We start from the raw sequence: 17,570 nt of genomic DNA on the forward strand, positions 1-17,570 counted from the left end.
GGCCATGGACATTCTCACCCTCGCCCTTCTGATCGCCATCGGCAGTTACATCGCCAACCACCAGCAGCAGCGCAAACGCATTGCCCTGCTGGCCAGCCACCTGGGCCACTACCAGATCGAAAAACTCATGGAGGCCCTCACCGAGGGTTATCTGCGGGCGCTCGGTGAAAGCACGCCCGAGCGGCGCGACCAGATCTGGAGCCTGCTGACCACCACCGAATCCCAGCTGAGCGAGCAGTTCAACCGTTTCGCCGCCGAGTTCGCCCAGGTGAACGAAGCCGATGCCCGCGTCAGCCGCTTTGCCATGGCGATTCCCTTTGCCAGCCAGCTGTTTCCCGCCACCACCTTCGACATGCGCAAGGCCCTGGCCATCCACGCCCGGGGCATCGAGAACATGGTCCGCAACGGGGCGCACCTGGCCCCGCGCGACAAGGCCTTCACGATGTCGGCCGAGCTGTTCCTGATGCAGCACACCTGCCACTGGTTCTGCAAATCCAAGACCATCGCCACGGCGCGCATGCTGGCACGGCACAAGACGCCTTACGAGCAGCTGGTCGATTCGGTGTCGCCGCAGACCCGCAGCGCTTATCTGGCCTTGGTCAAGGGCGGCAAGGACGTCAAGGGCGCGTAACCCCCTTTGCGCTCTGAGCGCCCGTATCGCCTATAACGCCTGTAACGCCCTCGACAGCCAGCAGCCGGGTCTGGTCATACACCGGCTGCGCTGGCATATCAGCCAGATGCTGCGTGTCGGCCCAGTGCACGATGTCGATGGCATCGCCTTGCAGGCGCACGCGGTTGAGGCCCGCGTTGGGGATGTCGCTCTGGCGCGGGCCGCCCAGCCCCAGGCCGCGCGCCGTGCGCCACACCATGTCGAGCACCCCGCCGTGCGTGACCACGACGATGGTTTGCCCCGCGTGCTGCTGGGCCAGGCCGCGCAGTGCCTCCATGACCCGCGCGTGAAACTGCCGTGCCGTCTCGCCGCCGGGCATGCCACCATCGGCATCAAAGCGCAGCCACTGCGCCCATGCTTGCGCGTGCCGGGCCTTGATGTCGTCCACGCGCATGCCATCGACCACACCAAAATGCTGCTCGCGCAGGCGCGGGTCGGTCAGGGCATCGAGCGACAGTTGCGGCAGCAACGCGGCCAGCGCGGGCTGCGCCGTCTGCCGCGTGCGGATGAGATCGCTGCACACCAGGTGATCGACCGCCAGGCGCTCCGCCACCAGCCGCTGCGCCAGGCGGCGGGCCTGCTCGTGCCCGGTGGCGTTCAGCGGCACATCCACCTGGCCCTGGAAGCGCAGCTCGCGGTTCCAGTCGGTTTCGCCATGGCGGATCAGGATGAGTTCGGTCATGCATCCATTATCAAACGCATGCATGAAAATACAAGCGTTTCAGGCCCCAGCGCTTATGCAGCAAGCGCAAGCAGCTATGATTTTCATAGTCCTTAGGCTCCACCCCACCGGCCGCCCGGGTGGCGGGCTGTGCCGGCACCCCGCAGTTCAGCGCTCGGCCGTGGCCAGCCGCAGCGCCAGCCCCAAAAACACCAGGCCCGCCACCCGGTTGAGCACGGTCTGCGCGCGCGCCGAGCGCTGCAGCAGCGCCCCAAAGCCCCCCGAAAAGCAGGCGATGGCACCAAACACCAGCAGCGTGGCCAGCATGAAAACCACCCCCAGCACCATGAGTTGCAGCGCCACGCTTCCGCGCGCCGGGTCGGCGAACTGCGGCAAAAAGGCCAGAAAAAACACCAGCACCTTGGGGTTGGTGAGGTTCATGACCATGCCGCGCCCCACCATGCGCCCCAGACCAGGGCCACCCGGGTTTCCTGGGGCAGAGGCGGGCTCCTGGGCCGTGGCGGCGGGCGCGCGCAGGGCCTGCCATGCCAGGTAAGCCAGATAGGCCGCGCCGCAATATTTCAGCACGGTGAACGCCATGGCCGATGCGGCAAACACGGCCGCCAGCCCCAGGGCCACCGCCGCCGTGTGCACCACCAGGCCCGCGCACAGGCCCAGCACCACCGCCATGCCGGCACGCCAGCCGCGCTGGGCCGATTGCAGCAGCACAAACAGGTTGTCGGGGCCGGGCGTGAGCCCCAGCAGGACCGATACGCCAAAGAACGTGAGCAGGGTTTCGAAAGCAGGCATGGCTGGGAAAATTTGCGAGGACGGGACCGTCCATTGTGCCAACGTCAACGACAGCGCCGTCCGCACAGGCGGGGGGGCAAGTGACCCCAGACCGCCGACGCGACCGCTTCAGCGCATGGGCACCACGATCACGCGGCGGCGCGGCTGGCAGCCGGGGCCTTCAAATGCATCGCTGTCACGCGTCCAGCCCACGCCGGGCGAGGTCTGCGCACAGATGCGTTGGCCATCCACCTGGCTGCGCCAGTAATACCAGGGCGCGGGCGCTGCCAGAGCTGCGGCGCAGAGCAGCCCTGCCGCCACGGCGATCCACACAGGGGGACGCGAGATTCGGTGAATGGTGGGCATCAAGGCGTGAACAAGACGTGGGGCGTGGGTGAAAGATGCCATGGTAGGACAGCACGATGGGGAGCATGTCCGGGGCGCATGTCCGGGGTGCACAACTGGGGACGCATCACCGGGGCGCATGTCCCGGGGCACCGATCCGGATCGTGTCTCATGCCGTGACAATCCAGCCTTCCAGACCATCCAGTCCAGGCGGCAGCCCATACAGCGCATCGCCCTCCTCGTGGCGCCGCTGCGCCCAGGCGGCCTGCAGCAGGCACAGCACGGCGTCCAGCCGGTCGCCGCTGGCGTCGTCCACCAGGGCATCGCGCTGGGCGTGGCTGAGCTTGAGGCGCAAGCCCAGGCGGCTCTGGCCCATCTCCAGCGCGTGCACCAGGTCTTTGCGGGCAATCAGGCGGTCGGGCGTTTGCTTGGTGCGGTCGTCGCTTTTGTAGCTGCGGCGCGCCAGGATTTCGCGGGCCAGCAGGCCGGGGTAGGCCTCCAGCGCCACGCGCTGCGGGTCGCCGGGGTGCAGGCCGGGCAGGTGCACCCCGGCGTCCAGCAGCAGCGGCACGCCAGCGTGCAGCATGTAGGCCACGGGCGGGTTGACCCATTTCATGGAGGGGCTGGAGCCCGCTGGGCCATCGGTGGCCCGGTGGGCAAACTTGCCGCCCACGGGCCGCGCGGCGCAAAAGGCGGCAAACGCATCGCGAATCTGCTCCCGCGAGAGCGCGCGGTAGTGCTGCATGCACGCATGCCACTGCAGCGGCCAGCCCAGCGCCTGCACCAGTTCGCGCGGCAGGCCAAAGGGCAGATCGAACCCACCCACCCAGGCACGCGGCGCAGCCAGCCAGCGCGCCAGACCATCCAGCGTGTCAAAGGTTTCCAGGCCCAGCAACTGCACCCGCGCCGCCACGCGCTGGCCCTGCGCCAGCACAATGGGTTTGCGCCGGCTGGGGCTGCTGGAGAAGTCGCAGCCCAGCAGCAATGAGGGTATGGCCGAATCTGTCGTCATGGGCTGTTGTCACAAATCAGCGAAGCTGGAAAGCAAAAAGCCGCAGCGCCGACAACGTCGGCCTGCGACCCAGAAAAAATTCACCCAAACAGAAAGGTGGGGCGATTTGCGTAGCGAGCGGCCTCAGCTTGCGTCGAGGAACGCAGCCGCACTCCCGTGCGGCGAGTACCACAGGCGCAAGATCAGGCCGCGCAGTAGCAAAGCGCTCCGCCTTTCAGGCGCGGCCTATGATGGAGGCGGTCGCCATGAGTTCTTCGAGCAGCGCAAATGACACCTTGCCCGACACCGCATACGGATCGAGCTCAGGCTTTTCGGAGTATTTGAGCAGGATGGAGTGGTTGATCTTGGACAGGTTGACCTGCCCCATGGTCCAGCCGCCGAAGCGCCGCTCGGCAATCTCTTCGTAGTGCAGCAGCTCGACGCTCTTGTGGCGCGGGTCGCGCTGGATGTGGCCATACAGCTCGTTGACCGCGGAGCGGCCGCCCTCGATGGCCTGCAGGAAAACCCCGCCGCCATAGCAAAGAATGCCCGTGATGCCACTGCCCGGGTTGTGCTGGCGCGACTGGGTGAGGATGGCTTCGATGGCGGCGGGCGATGTGTCCACCGCGCGGCTGGCGTAAAGCAGGCGTACCAACATGGTCAGTTCCTTCCTGGAATGAGCGAGAGGAATTCGCGGCGCAGCGCACTGTCTTTCAGGAACACGCCGCGCATCACGGAGTTGATCATCTTGCTGTCCATCTCGCGCACGCCGCGCCAGGACATGCAGAAGTGGCTGGCCTCCATGACCACGGCCAGGCCGTCGGGCTGGGTCTTTTCCATGATGAGGTCGGCCAGTTGCACCACGGCTTCTTCCTGGATCTGGGGGCGGCCCATGATCCAGTCCACCAAGCGGGCGTACTTGGACAAACCGATCACGTTGGTGTGCTCGTTGGGCATGATGCCGATCCAGATCTTGCCGATGACGGGGCAAAAATGGTGGCTGCAGGCGCTGCGCACCGTGAGCGGCCCCACGATCATGAGCTCATTGAGGTGCTCGGCATTGGGAAACTCGGTGATCGGTGGCTGCTCGACATAACGGCCCTTGAACACCTCGTTGAGGTACATCTTGGCCACGCGGCGCGCGGTGGCCTGGGTGTTGTGGTCGCCCTCGGTGTGGATGACGAGGCTGTCGAGCACGCCCTGCATCTTCACCTCGACCTCGTCAAGCAGCTTTTCCAGCTCGCCCGGCTGGATGAACTCGGCAATGTTGTCGTTGGCGTTGAAACGTTTGCGCGCCGCAGTGATGCGCTCGCGGATTTTCACGGAAACAGGCGTGCCTTCATCCGGCGGAAAGTGCGTCATATCGGCGTCTGGTTGACTGGACATGGCTGCATCCTACCAGTGAATGCCCGCCCCATCATTTCAAGGGTTTTAGGGCGCTAGCGCTTATGCAGCAAGCGTCAGCAGCTATATATTCAATAGCAAACGACCCCATCCGTGCTCAGTATCGGTTGCCGGTGACCCACAAGGCCAGGCGCATCAGGCCAAAGGCCACGCGATCGAGCACGCGCTGGCGCAGCGGGCGGCCAGCGTAACGGGCAGGGTCCATGCGCCGCCCGGCGTGCTGCATGGCGTGCACCAGGCGCTGGCGCAGGTCGATGGCAAAGGCGGCATCCTGGACCACCACATTGGCCTCGCGCGCCAGCAGCAGGCTCAAGGGGTCGAGGTTGGATGAACCCACGGTGGCCCAGGGCTTGTCGCCATGGGCATCGATCACCGCCACCTTGGCGTGCAAAAAACTGGGTTCGTATTCGTGGATCTCCACACCGGCGGCCAGCAGTGCGCCATATACCGGCCGCGCCGCGTGGTACTGCATGAAGTATTCATAGCGCCCCTGCAGCAACAGCTGCACGCGCACGCCGCGCTTGGCCGCCAGAATCAGCGCGCGGCGCAGCTTGCCGCCGGGCATGAAATACGCGTTGGCAATGATGATGTCGTGGCGCGCTGCGCCAATGGCGCGCCGGTAGGCCTTTTCGATGCGGCTGCGGTTGCGCACGTTGTCGCGCAGCACCAGCGCAGCCCGCATGCCGCGCGCATCCGGGTCCTGCTGGCTGGCGTGGCGGGTGGCGCTGGCGGCGCGCAGGTCGCGCACGGCTTGCGGCAAGCGATTCAGGCGCACATCGCGCACCGCCTGCATGCGCCACCACAAGAGTTCCATGGTCCGGCTCGCCTGCGCCGCCAGAGAGCCGGTCGCCTGCACGGCAAAATCGAAGCGCGGTGCATCCAGATCGCCGTAGTTGGGGTCGTAAAGATCGTCCAGCACATTGATGCCGCCACAAAACACCACCAGCCCATCGACCACGCACAGCTTGCGGTGCAGGCGGCGCCAGCGGTGGGGCAGCAGCAGCCCCAGCGGCCCCAGCGGTGAATACACCCGTACCTGCACCCCAGCCGACTTCATGCGCTGCTGCCACGCCTTTGGCAACGGCCCGGTGCCCACGCCATCCACCACCAAATGCGTGCGCACACCGCGCTGCGCCGCGCGAATCAGCGCCTCGGCTACCTGCGCCCCCGCGCCGGTGAAGTCAAAGATGTAGGTCTCGAACTGGATGTCGGACAGCGCCGCATCCATCGCCTCGATCAAGGCGGGAAACAGCTCCTGCGCGCCCTGCAACAGGTGCACCCGGTGGTCTTTGGCGAAATCGGCCACCCGAGTCATCGGCGGGTCAAAGTTTGAACTCGGCAATCAGCGGCAGGTGGTCGGACATGCGCCACCAGATCCGCCCCCGCGGCACATGCAGCCCCAGCGGCTCGAGCCCGCGCACGTAGACATGGTCCAACTGCACCAGCGGCAGCCGCGCAGGGTAGGTGAAGGCACGCGGCGCATCAAACTCATACAGACCAAAGCCCGACAGCATGCGTTTGATCTGTGCCCCCCAGTCGTTGAAATCACCGGCCACCACCACCGGCGAGCCCGGGGGCACCTCGCGCTCGATGAACTGCTGCAGGCGATCGACCTGCCGCACCCGGCTGCCGGGAATCAGCCCCAGGTGCACCACGATCACATGCACACGGCGGCCATGCGCATCCACTTCCACATGCAGCAGGCCGCGCTGCTCGAACCGGTGGTCAGAAATATCCTCATGCTGGTGCCCGATCACCGGCCAGCGCGACAGCAGCGCATTGCCATGCTCGCCATGTTTGGTGAAGGCGTTGGTGCGGTACACCGCCTCGTAGCCCTCGGGCGCCAGGTACTCGGCCTGCGGCACATCGGGCCAGCGCTGAAAATACGCGGCCTCGCGGCGGTGCAGCTTGCGTACCTCCTGCAGGCAGACGATGTCGGCATCGAGCTGCTCCACGGCCAGCCCCAGGTTGTGGATCTCCAGCCGGCGCGCCGGGCCAAGGCCCTGAACACCCTTGTGGATGTTGTAGGTGGCAATGCGCAGAATGTCGGATGCGGTGTGGGATGGGGTCATGAGTAGGCAAATTGTGGCAGCAACAGGATGGCCTCGGCGTTCGATGGTGAGAAGCAGCGATCGGCCGCCTCGCGCCACGGCCACCAGGCCCAGGCGGTGTGCTCGCGCGGGCTCAGCACCACCGGCACGGCGGCGGGCACCTGCAGGCTGAACACACGCTCGGTATTGCGCCGCACCCCGGGTGCGTAGCGGTGCAGCCACTCTGGGTAAATGTCGTACACATTTTCCAGGCCCCAGTCACGCAGCGTGCAGCCCGGCGCATCTGCGCACAGGCCGGTTTCCTCCAGCGCCTCACGCGCGGCGGTTTCGCGCCAGTCTTCCTGCAGGCTGTCCTTGCTGCCGGTCACCGATTGCCAGAACGCCTGGCCATCGGGGGCATCGATGGCGCGGCGGATCAACAGCACATCGAGTGCGGGCGTGTGGATCACCACCAGCACGGATTGGGGGATTTTGTAAGCGCTGCCCGGCGCCCCGCCCTGTTCAGCCGGCATGGTTTTTGGGCGCTAGAGACCGATGGGGCGACACGCGCGCAAACCAACTGCGATGCAGGCAGGCCATGGGTCACTCTTCGCTGAAAAAATCAGAGTCAATGCGCTTGAGCTGGTAGGTGGCCGCGACCGACACCCCCAGGTCGTGCTCGATCATGAGATCGGCCAGCCGCTCACCATCAATCAAAACCACCTTGTACTGGCTGCTGAGCGCGTAATCCTTGGCGTCTTGCGTAAACCACGACGTCGTGATGAAAACACCCTTGGTGGCGCGCTGCCCGGCAAGCGCCCCCACAAACTTCATGATTTCCGGACGCCCAATCACACCCTCCCAGCGTTTGGCCTGAAGATAAATCGCGTCCAGCCCCAAACGGTCTTCGTTGATGATCCCGTCAATACCGCCATCACCACTGCGTCCCACTGCTTTCCCTGCTTCCTCGCGGCTGCCGCCGTAGCCCATTTTGATGAGCAATTGCACAACCAACCGCTCAAAGTAAATGGGCGAGCAAGCCTTCACCCGTTCCAGAACCTCATCAGCAAGAGCGAACACAGATCTCTGGTATGCGGCATCTATCACCTCATCAGGCGTCAGATCACTGGACAAGGGCAACACATCGTCCGCACCCGCGAGTGCAGGCCGCTCCCGCGACGCATTTCTGAAATCCAGAAATGCGGAAAACTGCTCAAGAAACTTGACGTCAATTCGCGCAGGCTTCTGAGCAAGCGCAGCCTGTCCTTGATCGGTGATTTGAACAAGACCACGCTTTGGTTGCTGCACCAAACCAGCCTTTTTGAGGTACGTCTTTGCCCATCCAACACGCGATGCAAACGTAAGTGTTCCGCCACTGGGTAACAACTGCGCCCTGTCTTCTGGTGACAACTCAAAAACGTTGGCCAGTTCCGCCATAACGTCCTTCAGAACACGGGTTTCTCCGTCGGCCAACCTTGATAACAGCGGGAGCATCAGCGTTTCGTAGTCTGGTATGGCCATAAGAGTCGATCTCGGAATAAAAAAGGGCGCCCAGGGGCGCCCTTGATTCTGCCCGAAGGGCTGTGCGGTCAGCCCGCTTTCACGGCATCCAGATTGCGCAGACGGATATGCAATTCGCGCAGCTGTTTTTCATCCACAACGGAAGGCGCCTGGGTCAGCAGGCACTGGGCGCGCTGGGTCTTGGGGAAGGCGATCACGTCGCGGATGGACTCGGCGCCCGTCATCAGCGTGACGATGCGGTCCAGGCCGAAGGCCAGGCCACCGTGAGGGGGCGCACCGTATTGCAGGGCGTCGAGCAGGAAGCCGAACTTCTGCTGCGCTTCTTCGGGCGTGATCTTGAGGGCATCGAACACTTTTTGCTGCACGTCGGCGCGGTGAATACGCACCGAGCCACCGCCCATCTCCCAGCCGTTCAACACCATGTCGTAGCCCTTGGAGATGCACTTCTCGGGCGCGGTGACCATGTAGTCCTCGTGGCCGTCCTTGGGCGCGGTGAAGGGGTGGTGCACGGCGACCCAGCGGTCGTTCTCTTCGTCGTGCTCGAACATGGGGAAGTCGACCACCCACAGCGGGGCCCAGCGGTCTTCAAACAGGCCGTTCTTCTTGCCGAATTCGCTGTGGCCGATCTTCAGGCGCAGGGCACCGATGGCGTCGTTGACGATCTTTTCCTTGTCGGCGCCGAAGAAGATCAGGTCGCCGTCTTGTGCGCCAGTGCGCTTCAATACTTCTGCCAGGGCCACGTCGTGGATGTTTTTCACGATGGGCGATTGCAGGCCGTCGCGACCCTTGGCCAGCTCGTTGACGCGGATGTAGGCCAGGCCCTTGGCGCCGTAGATCTTGACGAACTCGGTGTAGGCATCGATCTCGCCGCGGCTGATGCCGCCGCCTTCCACAGAGCCACCAGGCACGCGCAGGGCCACCACGCGGCCGCCCTTCATGTTGGCGGCGCCCGAGAACACCTTGAAATCCACGTCCTTCATGACGTCGGTAAGTTCGGTGAATTCGAGCTTGACGCGCAGGTCGGGCTTGTCAGAGCCGAAGCGGTGGGCAGCGTCCTGGTATGTCATGACCGGGAATTCACCCAGGTCCACGTTCAGCGTGTTCTGGAACACCGTCTTGATCATGCCCTGGAACATGTCGCGGATTTCCTGCTCGTCCATGAACGAGGTTTCGATATCAATCTGCGTGAACTCGGGCTGGCGGTCGGCGCGCAGGTCTTCGTCGCGGAAGCACTTGGTGATCTGGTAGTAGCGGTCAAAGCCCGCCACCATCAAGAGCTGCTTGAACAGCTGGGGCGATTGCGGCAGCGCAAAAAAGTGGCCGTCGTGCACGCGGCTGGGCACGAGGTAGTCGCGCGCGCCTTCGGGCGTGCTCTTGGTGAGCATGGGGGTTTCGATGTCGATGAAACCGTTGGCATCGAGGAACTTGCGCACTTCCATGGACACGCGGTAACGCAGCATCAGGTTGTTTTGCATGTAGGGGCGGCGCAAATCCAGCACGCGGTGCGTGAGGCGCGTGGTCTCGGAGAGGTTTTCCTCATCGATCTGGAACGGAGGCGTGACCGACGGGTTGAGCACGTTCAGCTCATGGCACAGCACCTCGATCTTGCCGCTGCTCAGGCTGTCATTGGTGGTGCCCGCAGGGCGTGCGCGCACCAGGCCCTTGACCTGCACGCAGAACTCGTTGCGCACGTCTTCGGCCGTCTTGAACATCTCGGCCCGGTCCGGGTCGCAGACCACCTGCACCGAGCCTTCGCGGTCGCGCAGGTCGATGAAGATCACGCCGCCATGGTCGCGGCGGCGATTCACCCAGCCCGACAGGGTGACGGTTTGGCCCAGAAGGGCTTCGGTCACAAGACCGCAATAGTGGGAACGCATGGCCATGGCAAAACTTCCGGCGCCGCTGTGGCGCATTAAAGGGGATTCACTTGGGGGAGACAGGGGCAAGGGCGGGGTCGGAAGGAGCGACCACACCCATCGAAATAATGTATTTGAGCGCTGCATCCACGCTCATGTCGAGCTCGACACAGTCGCTCTTGCGCACCATCACAAAATACCCACCCGTGGGATTGGGGGTGGTGGGCACATACACGCTGACAAATTCATCGCGCAGATACGCTGCCACCTCACCGTTGGGCGTGCCCGTGATGAAGGCGACGGTCCAGACCCCTTCACGGGGCCATTGCACCAGCACGGCGGTGCGAAAGGCATTGCCGCTTTCGGAAAACAGCGTATCCGAGACCTGCTTGACGCTTGAATAGATGGAGCGCACCACCGGGATGCGGCTGACCAGCCGGTCGCCCCACTGCACCAGCTTGCGCCCGGCAAAATTGCTGGCCGTTGCGCCCACCACCAGCAGGATCAGCAGGGTCAGCAGCACGCCAAAGCCGGGGATATGGAATCCGAGCACCTTGTCGGGGTGCCAGGCCAGCGGCAGGATCTGCAGAGTCTGGTCGAGCGTACCCACGATCCAGTTGAGCACCGCAATGGTGATCACCCCCGGAACAATCACCAGCAGGCCGGTGAACAACCATTTGCGCAAGGCAGACATGGAAGGGCTCAGTCGGAAGAGGTGGCGCTGGCACCAGCGGCGGCCGGTGCGGCACTGGGCGCCGCCTTGGGGGCGGCACTGGTATCGGCTGCGGCGGGCGCAGAAGCCTGGGTAGCGACTGCACCCTGGCCGTCACTCTTGGCATCAGCGGCGGGGGCAGAACTGGCAGCGTTGCCGCCACGAAAATCCGTCACATACCAGCCAGAGCCCTTGAGCTGAAACCCGGCGGCAGTCACCTGCTTGGTGAAGGCTTCGGCGCCGCACGCGGGGCACACCGAGAGCTGAGGATCGGAGATTTTTTGCAGCACATCCTTGGCATGGCCGCAGGAGCCGCATTTGTAGGCATAAATAGGCATGACGAGAGTGTTGGGGGAAAGTGCAAAACCTTAAATTATAGGCGGCCGCCCCGTCTTCAACACCCTGGGCTCATTCCACTCCCACCATACGATGGTGCCCTGCATGGCTATTGCCAATCGCCTGGGGGCCGAGCGAGCCCGCCAGCATGCCCACCAGCGCCGCCAGCAAACCGGCCAGTTGCGCCGGAAACACCTCGCCCGCTGGCGTTGCCAGAAACAACAGCCAGGTCAGCAAACCCAGCACGATGGCAAACACCGCGCCCTGGGTGGTGGCCCGTTTCCAGTACAGACCGAACACCAGGGGCACAAAGGCGCCGACCAACGGCACCTGGTAAGCGCCCGAGACCAGTTCATAGATGGGTGTACCTTCCATACGAATCGCGTAGGCCAGCACCAGGCCGCTGAACACCAGCGTGGTGATGCGCATGGTGCGCAGTTGCTGCTGGTCCGAGGCGTGCGGGCGGAACTGGCGCCAGATGTTCTCTGTGAACGTCACACTGGGGGCCAGCAGCGTGGCCGACGCTGTGGACTTGAGCGCCGACAGCAGTGCGCCAAAAAAGAGCACCTGCATGACAAAAGGCATTTTTTCCAGCACCAGCGTGGGCAGTACCTTTTGCGGATCGTCCTTGAGCAGCTCTGCCGTTTCGGCCGGCATGATGATGAGCGCGCTGGCCACCAGAAACATCGGCACAAAGGCAAACAGGATGTAGAAGATGCCGCCAATCACGGGGCCCCCGCGTGGCGGCCTGGATGTTGTTGGCCGACATCACCCGCTGAAAAACGTCCTGCTGGGGAATCGAGCCAAACATCATCGTGATGGCGGCGGCAATGAAGAACGCGATATCGTGGAAACTGGGCTCTGGCAAAAAGCGGAACAACTCACGGCTGGAGGCCAGCTCGATGACCTTGTCCGCACCGCCGGCCATGTTGCCCGCGAACACGGCGATCAGCGTGAGCCCCACCACGAGAATGATCATCTGGATAAAGTCCGTGACAGCCACCGACCACATGCCGCCAAACAGCGTGTATGCCAGGATCGACACCACCCCGATCGTCATGCCGATGGGGATGCTGATGGCCCCGCCAGACAGCAGGTTGAACACCAGCCCCAAGGCAGTGACCTGGGCCGAAACCCAGCCCAGGTAGCTCAGCATGATGATCAGCGAGCACACGACCTCGACCACGCGGCCATAGCGCTCGCGGTAGTAGTCGCTGATGGTCAGCAGCGTCATGCGGTAGAGCTTGCCCGCAAAGAACAGGCCCACCAGAATCAGGCAGAAACCCGCACCGAAAGGGTCTTCCACCACATTGCCCAGCCCGCCCTCGATAAATTTGGCGGGAATCCCCAGCACCGTCTCCGAACCAAACCAGGTGGCAAACGTGGTGGTGACGATCATGTACAGCGGCAAATGGCGCCCGGCAATCGCAAAATCGGCGGAATTCTTTACCCGCTTGGCGGCAACCAGGCCAATGGCGATGGTGATCAACAGATAGACGATAACCAGGGTCAACAGCACGGCATGCTCCTCGATGTCGCGAACAGTGGGAAAAAAAGAACCTTGAACGAGCCAGCGTCAGAAGAGCCTGACCCTGACCATCAGCTGCATCACCAGCAGACCCAGCACAAAGCCCAGGCCGCCGTAAATGATGCTTTGCAGCAACCGATTGGTGCGCTTTTGCGCCTCCAGCAGGTCGCGCATGGCGCTTTGCGACTCGGCCGGCCGCCGGCTCAGAAAGTCATACAGCAGGCGCGGCAGCTCGGGCACGAGCTTGGCATAGTGCGGCGCCTCTGCCCGCAGCTCGCGCCACAGGCGTTGCGGGCCCATCTGCTCAAGCATCCATTTCTCAAGAAAAGGCTTGGCAGTGCTCCAGAGGTCGAGCTCCGGGTCGAGCTGGCGACCCAGCCCTTCGATGTTGAGCAGGGTTTTTTGCAGCAGCACCAGTTGCGGCTGGATTTCGACCTGGAAGCGGCGTGATGTCTGGAACAGGCGCATCAGCACCATCCCCAGCGAGATTTCCTTGAGCGGACGGTCGAAATAGGGCTCGCACACGGCGCGGATCGCCGATTCGAGGTCGTTGACGCGGGTTTCCGGCGGCACCCAGCCACTTTCGATGTGCAGCTCGGCAACACGCTTGTAGTCGCGGCGGAAAAAGGCCACGAAGTTCTGCGCCAGATACTCTTTGTCCACTTCAGTGAGCGTGCCAACAATGCCGAAGTCCAGCGAAATGTAGCGCCCGAACGTGGCCGGCTCCAGGCTCACCTGGATGTTGCCCGGGTGCATGTCGGCATGAAAGAAGCCGTCGCGGAACACCTGGGTGAAGAAGATGGTGACGCCATCGCGCGCCAATTTGGGGATGTCCACCCCGGCTTCGCGCAAGCGCTCGACCTGGCTGATGGGCACACCGTTCATGCGCTGCATCACCATGACCTCGGGGTGGCAGAAATCCCAGTAGATTTCCGGAATCAGCACCAGGTCCAGCCCCTGCATGTTGCGTCGCAGTTGCGCGGCGTTGGCAGCTTCGCGCACCAGATCCAACTCGTCATGCAGGTAGTTGTCGAATTCGGCCACCACCTCGCGGGGCTTGAGGCGCTTGCCATCGGCCGAGAGGCTTTCCACCCAGCCCGCCATCAGGCGCATGAGGCTCAGGTCTTTTTCAATGACTGGCAGCATGCCCGGGCGCAGCACCTTGACGGCGACCTCGCGCTCCACGCCCCCCCGGTCGCGCAAGGTGGCGAAGTGCACTTGCGCAATCGACGCACTGGCCACCGGCACGCGGTCAAAGGCAACAAACACCTCGTCCACCGGGCGGCGATACGCCCGCTCGATGGTGGCAATGGCGATGGCCGAATCGAAGGGCGGCACACGGTCTTGCAGGCGCGCGAGCTCGTCGGCCATGTCGGCCGGCAGCAGGTCGCGCCGGGTCGAGAGCACCTGGCCAAACTTGACGAAGATGGGGCCGAGCCGCTCCAGCGCCTCGCGCAGGCGCTGGCCACGCGGTGCCTCCAGATTGCGCCCTATCGAAAGGACGCGCGCCAGCAGCCGCAGCCAGGGCTTCTGGAAACTGTCGAGCACCAGGCCATCGAGCCCATACCGGAACACCACCCAGACGATGGTGGCGCCCCGCAAAAAACGCTTCATGGAGCAGTCCGGTCAGCGTTGCCGGGCGGTGCCGCGGGCGCAGCGGGTGCCGCACCTGGGGCCGGGGCGACTGCGGCAGACGCCATGCGCGTGCCCACGAACTGGCGCAACGCCTGCGCCGCCTTGCGAGCCACTTTGCCCAGCGTGTGTGCGGGCGCGTCACCAATCAGGCGGGCAACGTCTTCTTCGAGATCCCAGCGGACATGGTCCACCAGCCAGTTGATTTCGGCCGCCAGTTGCACATCGCCCTCGATGCGGATGGCCGGCTTGTCGCCTCGCAGCGCAACGCTGGCCAGCGCCAGAGGAGAGGCTTCCGTGACGTGCAGCTGCAGATCGGGCGCCGCGCCCTCAGGCGCCAGGTTGAACAGGCCCGCCGGCGTCACCAGCAAGGCCATGGAATAGGAGCGCCACTGCACGCGCGCCACGCGGCCACGCTGGCGCATCAGGCGGTCCATGGCTTCCTTTTCCTGCATCAACACATGGTTGAGAAAAAGGACCATGCGCTGCTGCACCTCGTGCACCAGCCACTGCGGCGGCTGCGGGCCGGCGGCCAAGCGGTCAATGAGACCATCCAGAAATGAAAAAGGGGACTGTGTTGCCATAGTCCCCGATTATTCCCTGAACCGGGAAGCCTTGCCGTATTACTGCAGTGCTTGCACACCCGCAACCAGCCAGCCGCTGTTGCCCGCCTTGGCCTTGGTCATGTTCCAGACCTCACGGAAGGGACTGGGGCCTGCAGACAATTCTTCGCGGATCATGCCCGAGAACTCCACGCTGGCCATGTAACCATCGTCCAGTTCTTCGATGCCCAGCAGCTGCGCCTCGATCATGACCACGTCGGTCTGGTTGGGCTGATCACCCCGGTGCGTTTCGCGCTCGGTCAGTTGCGTGCGAATTTCATCGAGCATGCTGTCGGTCATCATCGAGCGCAGCGTGGCGATGTCGGAACGGTCCCATGCGGACTGCAGCGTAATGAAATTGCGCTTGGCTGCCGTGAGAAAGCCCTCGGCGTCAAACCCTTCGGGAATGCCCCAGTTTTGCGAACCCGAGAGGCCCGAGCCAATCAGCGAGCCCGTGCCCTGCTGCTGCCGCGACGCATCAAACGCCATGCCATTGCGCTCCCAGGGGCGGGCCGATGCATCGTTGCCCACCTTGTCGGGGCTGTACTGGCGCGGCACCTGGGCGGAAGCTGGCGAAGCCCCCCCGGCGCCCTGGAAGGCGAAGGGTGAATTTTGGGCAGCAGCACCACCATTGCGTGCGCGCATCACCATCTTGAAGATGGCAAATGCGGCCACCGCCAGCAGCGCGATCATGAGGATATTGGCGAAGCCTGCACCCAAGCCCAGCGAACTGGCAAGCCAGGCAAGACCCAGACCGGCGGCCAGGCCACCCAGCATGGCGCCCCAGGGCTTTTTGGCCGCTGCGGCAGGCGCAGCTGCTGCAGGCTTGGCAGCGGCGGCGTTGGTTGCCGTCTGCGCCGGGGCGCCCGGCGTTGCAGGCGGCGTTGCCGCGTCGCGCTGGGTGACGTTGCTGGACTGCTTGCCCACCGACTTGCCACCACCCATGCGCCGGGCATCCGCATCGGGATGCGCAAACGCAAGCATCGCCACCAACACCACAGACCACAGTTTCATCATGATTTCTCCGTCTCCGTTAATCCACTCAAAGCAAACTGCTTAGCACTTGATTCCAACATGCAAGGCCACAATGCCACCCGTCATGTTGTGATAGTCCACATGCCCAAAGCCATTTTTCTGCATGAGGCTTTTGAGCTCTTCCTGCCCCGGGTGCATCCGGATGGACTCGGCCAGATACCGGTAGCTGGCGTCGTCACCCGCCACCAGCTTGCCCAGCTGGGGCAGTACCTTGAACGAATACCAGTCGTACACCTTTTCCAGTGGCTTGGCCACCTTCGAAAATTCCAGCACCAGCAACTTGCCACCGGGCTTGAGCACACGGCACATTTCGGCAATCGCCTGGTCCTTGTGGGTCATGTTGCGCAGGCCGAAGGCCACGCTGACCACATCAAAGTGCGCCTCGGGGAACGGCAGTTTCTCTGCATCGCAAACCAGCGTGGGCAACACCACACCTGCATCGATAAGCCGGTCGCGGCCCACGCGCAGCATGGCTTCGTTGATGTCGGTGTGCACCACGCGGCCCGATGCCCCCACTTTTTTGGAGAACGCCAGCGCCAGATCGCCCGTGCCGCCCGCAATGTCGAGCACCTGGCTACCCTCGCTGAGGTTGGCCACCATCACGGTATAGGCCTTCCAGGCGCGGTGCAGGCCTGCCGACATGAGGTCGTTCATCACGTCGTACTTGGAGGCGACGGAGTCGAACACGCCGCGCACGCGGCGCGCTTTTTCCTGCTCGTCAACCGACTGAAAACCGAAATGCGTGGTGCTCATAAAAATCATGCTAGGCGTGTCAGCGCCTGAGGTACAGCGACAACCCCGCACTCAATTGGGGCATCTGTCGCGATTAAAACAACGCCAGTAAAACAAATTGGCCATCAGCGCCCGTATTTATTGCGCAGACAGCTATTATCTTAATAGCACAATGAATCACAGGGGTATCGAACGGATGGCGCGCACCGCCTGAGACATTCCCCGCCTGCAGCCTCAGTGGCTGCCGCAGCCATGGCCGCCTGCGGCGCCCTTGGGCGCCATGGGCGTATCGCGGTCAGTGCCGGCCGCGGCCAGTCGCGCGGTGTACTGCGCCCACAGCGCATCCTGCTGCTGGCCCAGTTCGTAAAGGTAATCCCAGGTGAAGATGCCACTTTCGTGGCCGTCCGAGAACAGCGGCTTGACGGCGTAGTTGCCCACGGGCTCCAGGCCGACCAGCACCACATCGCGCTTGCCCGTCTGCAACACCTCCTGGCCCGGGCCATGGCCCTGCACTTCGGCTGACGGCGAATACACACGCATCAACTCAAACGGAATTCGGAACGTGGCGCCGTCAGAGAACCCCACTTCAAGCACCCGTGATGCCTCATGCACCGTCAGTGCCTGCGGCGTGGGCGCGCCCGCTTTCAAACCTGCCATGGATTCACCTGTGAGAAAACTGTTGGTTAAGACCTCGGCCATTGTCCCACCCGCAGGCGGGCACTTGCT

19 protein-coding genes and 1 pseudogene are annotated in these 17,570 nt (G+C 63.7%); 1 reads left to right on the top strand and 19 read right to left on the bottom strand.

Going from position 1 to position 17,570, the window contains the following annotated elements:
* Positions 1 to 4: 4 nt before the first annotated feature.
* Positions 5 to 631 (top strand): hypothetical protein, encoded by a 627-nt coding sequence (locus tag DTW89_RS05400; protein ID WP_114655181.1) that lies wholly within the window; start codon positions 5 to 7, stop codon positions 629 to 631.
* On the opposite strand, the gene DTW89_RS05405 is transcribed toward DTW89_RS05400, so the two are convergent.
* The 19 genes and pseudogenes from DTW89_RS05405 to DTW89_RS05495 form a co-directional block, all read right to left on the bottom strand.
* On the bottom strand, positions 618 to 1,352 hold the full coding sequence (locus tag DTW89_RS05405) for a histidine phosphatase family protein (RefSeq protein WP_114655182.1): 735 nt from the start codon (positions 1,350 to 1,352) through the stop codon (positions 618 to 620). The genes DTW89_RS05400 and DTW89_RS05405 overlap by 14 nt on opposite strands.
* Positions 1,353 to 1,499: 147 nt before the next feature.
* On the bottom strand, positions 1,500 to 2,141 hold the full coding sequence (locus DTW89_RS05410) for a LysE family translocator (protein ID WP_114655183.1): 642 nt from the start codon (positions 2,139 to 2,141) through the stop codon (positions 1,500 to 1,502).
* Between the two features lie 108 nt (positions 2,142 to 2,249).
* Positions 2,250 to 2,528: a hypothetical protein gene (locus DTW89_RS05415; RefSeq protein ID WP_369795410.1), complete on the bottom strand. Its 279-nt coding sequence runs from the start codon at positions 2,526 to 2,528 to the stop codon at positions 2,250 to 2,252.
* Between the two features lie 106 nt (positions 2,529 to 2,634).
* Positions 2,635 to 3,477 carry a DUF429 domain-containing protein gene (locus tag DTW89_RS05420; RefSeq protein ID WP_114655184.1) on the bottom strand — a complete coding sequence of 281 codons (843 nt, stop codon included), beginning with the start codon at positions 3,475 to 3,477 and terminating at the stop codon, positions 2,635 to 2,637.
* A gap of 214 nt (positions 3,478 to 3,691) precedes the next feature.
* On the bottom strand, positions 3,692 to 4,114 hold the full coding sequence (locus tag DTW89_RS05425) for a BLUF domain-containing protein (RefSeq protein ID WP_024814223.1): 423 nt from the start codon (positions 4,112 to 4,114) through the stop codon (positions 3,692 to 3,694).
* A 2-nt stretch (positions 4,115 to 4,116) separates the two neighbouring features.
* Positions 4,117 to 4,842, bottom strand: a complete 726-nt coding sequence (gene folE / locus DTW89_RS05430) for a GTP cyclohydrolase I (RefSeq protein WP_024814222.1) — start codon at positions 4,840 to 4,842, stop codon at positions 4,117 to 4,119.
* Positions 4,843 to 4,957: 115 nt separating this feature from the next.
* Positions 4,958 to 6,175 (bottom strand): cardiolipin synthase ClsB, encoded by a 1,218-nt coding sequence (gene clsB, locus DTW89_RS05435; protein ID WP_114655185.1) that lies wholly within the window; start codon positions 6,173 to 6,175, stop codon positions 4,958 to 4,960.
* 7 nt (positions 6,176 to 6,182) lie between these two features.
* Entirely contained in the window at positions 6,183 to 6,932 is a 750-nt protein-coding gene (locus DTW89_RS05440; protein WP_024814220.1) for an endonuclease/exonuclease/phosphatase family protein, read from the bottom strand.
* Positions 6,929 to 7,423: a dihydroneopterin triphosphate diphosphatase gene (gene nudB, locus DTW89_RS05445; RefSeq protein ID WP_024814219.1), complete on the bottom strand. Its 495-nt coding sequence runs from the start codon at positions 7,421 to 7,423 to the stop codon at positions 6,929 to 6,931. Before nudB ends, DTW89_RS05440 begins: the two co-directional genes overlap by 4 nt.
* 70 nt (positions 7,424 to 7,493) lie before the next feature.
* On the bottom strand, positions 7,494 to 8,411 hold the full coding sequence (locus DTW89_RS05450) for a restriction endonuclease (RefSeq protein WP_114655186.1): 918 nt from the start codon (positions 8,409 to 8,411) through the stop codon (positions 7,494 to 7,496).
* Between the two features lie 68 nt (positions 8,412 to 8,479).
* The gene (gene aspS, locus DTW89_RS05455; protein ID WP_024814217.1) at positions 8,480 to 10,294 is read right to left on the bottom strand and encodes an aspartate--tRNA ligase; all 1,815 of its coding nucleotides are present in this window, start codon (positions 10,292 to 10,294) and stop codon (positions 8,480 to 8,482) included.
* 40 nt (positions 10,295 to 10,334) lie between these two features.
* Complete coding sequence (locus tag DTW89_RS05460) at positions 10,335 to 10,961, bottom strand: DUF502 domain-containing protein (protein WP_024814216.1); 627 nt, start codon at positions 10,959 to 10,961, stop codon at positions 10,335 to 10,337.
* 8 nt (positions 10,962 to 10,969) lie between these two features.
* A complete protein-coding gene (locus DTW89_RS05465) occupies positions 10,970 to 11,317 on the bottom strand; it encodes an FmdB family zinc ribbon protein (RefSeq protein ID WP_114655187.1) in 348 nt (115 codons plus the stop codon).
* 70 nt (positions 11,318 to 11,387) lie between these two features.
* Positions 11,388 to 12,714, bottom strand: a pseudogene (locus DTW89_RS20045) (sodium:solute symporter family protein).
* A 177-nt stretch (positions 12,715 to 12,891) separates the two neighbouring features.
* Positions 12,892 to 14,457 (bottom strand): ubiquinone biosynthesis regulatory protein kinase UbiB, encoded by a 1,566-nt coding sequence (gene ubiB, locus DTW89_RS05475; RefSeq protein WP_024814213.1) that lies wholly within the window; start codon positions 14,455 to 14,457, stop codon positions 12,892 to 12,894.
* A complete protein-coding gene (locus DTW89_RS05480; RefSeq protein WP_114655188.1) occupies positions 14,454 to 15,059 on the bottom strand; it encodes a hypothetical protein in 606 nt (201 codons plus the stop codon). The genes ubiB and DTW89_RS05480 overlap by 4 nt, the downstream gene beginning before the upstream one ends.
* Positions 15,060 to 15,098: 39 nt before the next feature.
* The gene (locus tag DTW89_RS05485; protein ID WP_024814211.1) at positions 15,099 to 16,094 is read right to left on the bottom strand and encodes a Tim44 domain-containing protein; all 996 of its coding nucleotides are present in this window, start codon (positions 16,092 to 16,094) and stop codon (positions 15,099 to 15,101) included.
* A 39-nt stretch (positions 16,095 to 16,133) separates the two neighbouring features.
* On the bottom strand, positions 16,134 to 16,865 hold the full coding sequence (ubiE, locus tag DTW89_RS05490; RefSeq protein WP_114655189.1) for a bifunctional demethylmenaquinone methyltransferase/2-methoxy-6-polyprenyl-1,4-benzoquinol methylase UbiE: 732 nt from the start codon (positions 16,863 to 16,865) through the stop codon (positions 16,134 to 16,136).
* Between the two features lie 213 nt (positions 16,866 to 17,078).
* Positions 17,079 to 17,501 carry a gamma-butyrobetaine hydroxylase-like domain-containing protein gene (locus DTW89_RS05495; RefSeq protein WP_114655190.1) on the bottom strand — a complete coding sequence of 141 codons (423 nt, stop codon included), beginning with the start codon at positions 17,499 to 17,501 and terminating at the stop codon, positions 17,079 to 17,081.
* Positions 17,502 to 17,570 lie beyond the last annotated feature (69 nt).

The sequence above is a fragment of the Acidovorax sp. BoFeN1 genome (assembly GCF_003345135.1).
In the GTDB taxonomy this organism is placed as follows: Bacteria; Pseudomonadota; Gammaproteobacteria; order Burkholderiales; family Burkholderiaceae_C; genus Acidovorax; species Acidovorax defluvii.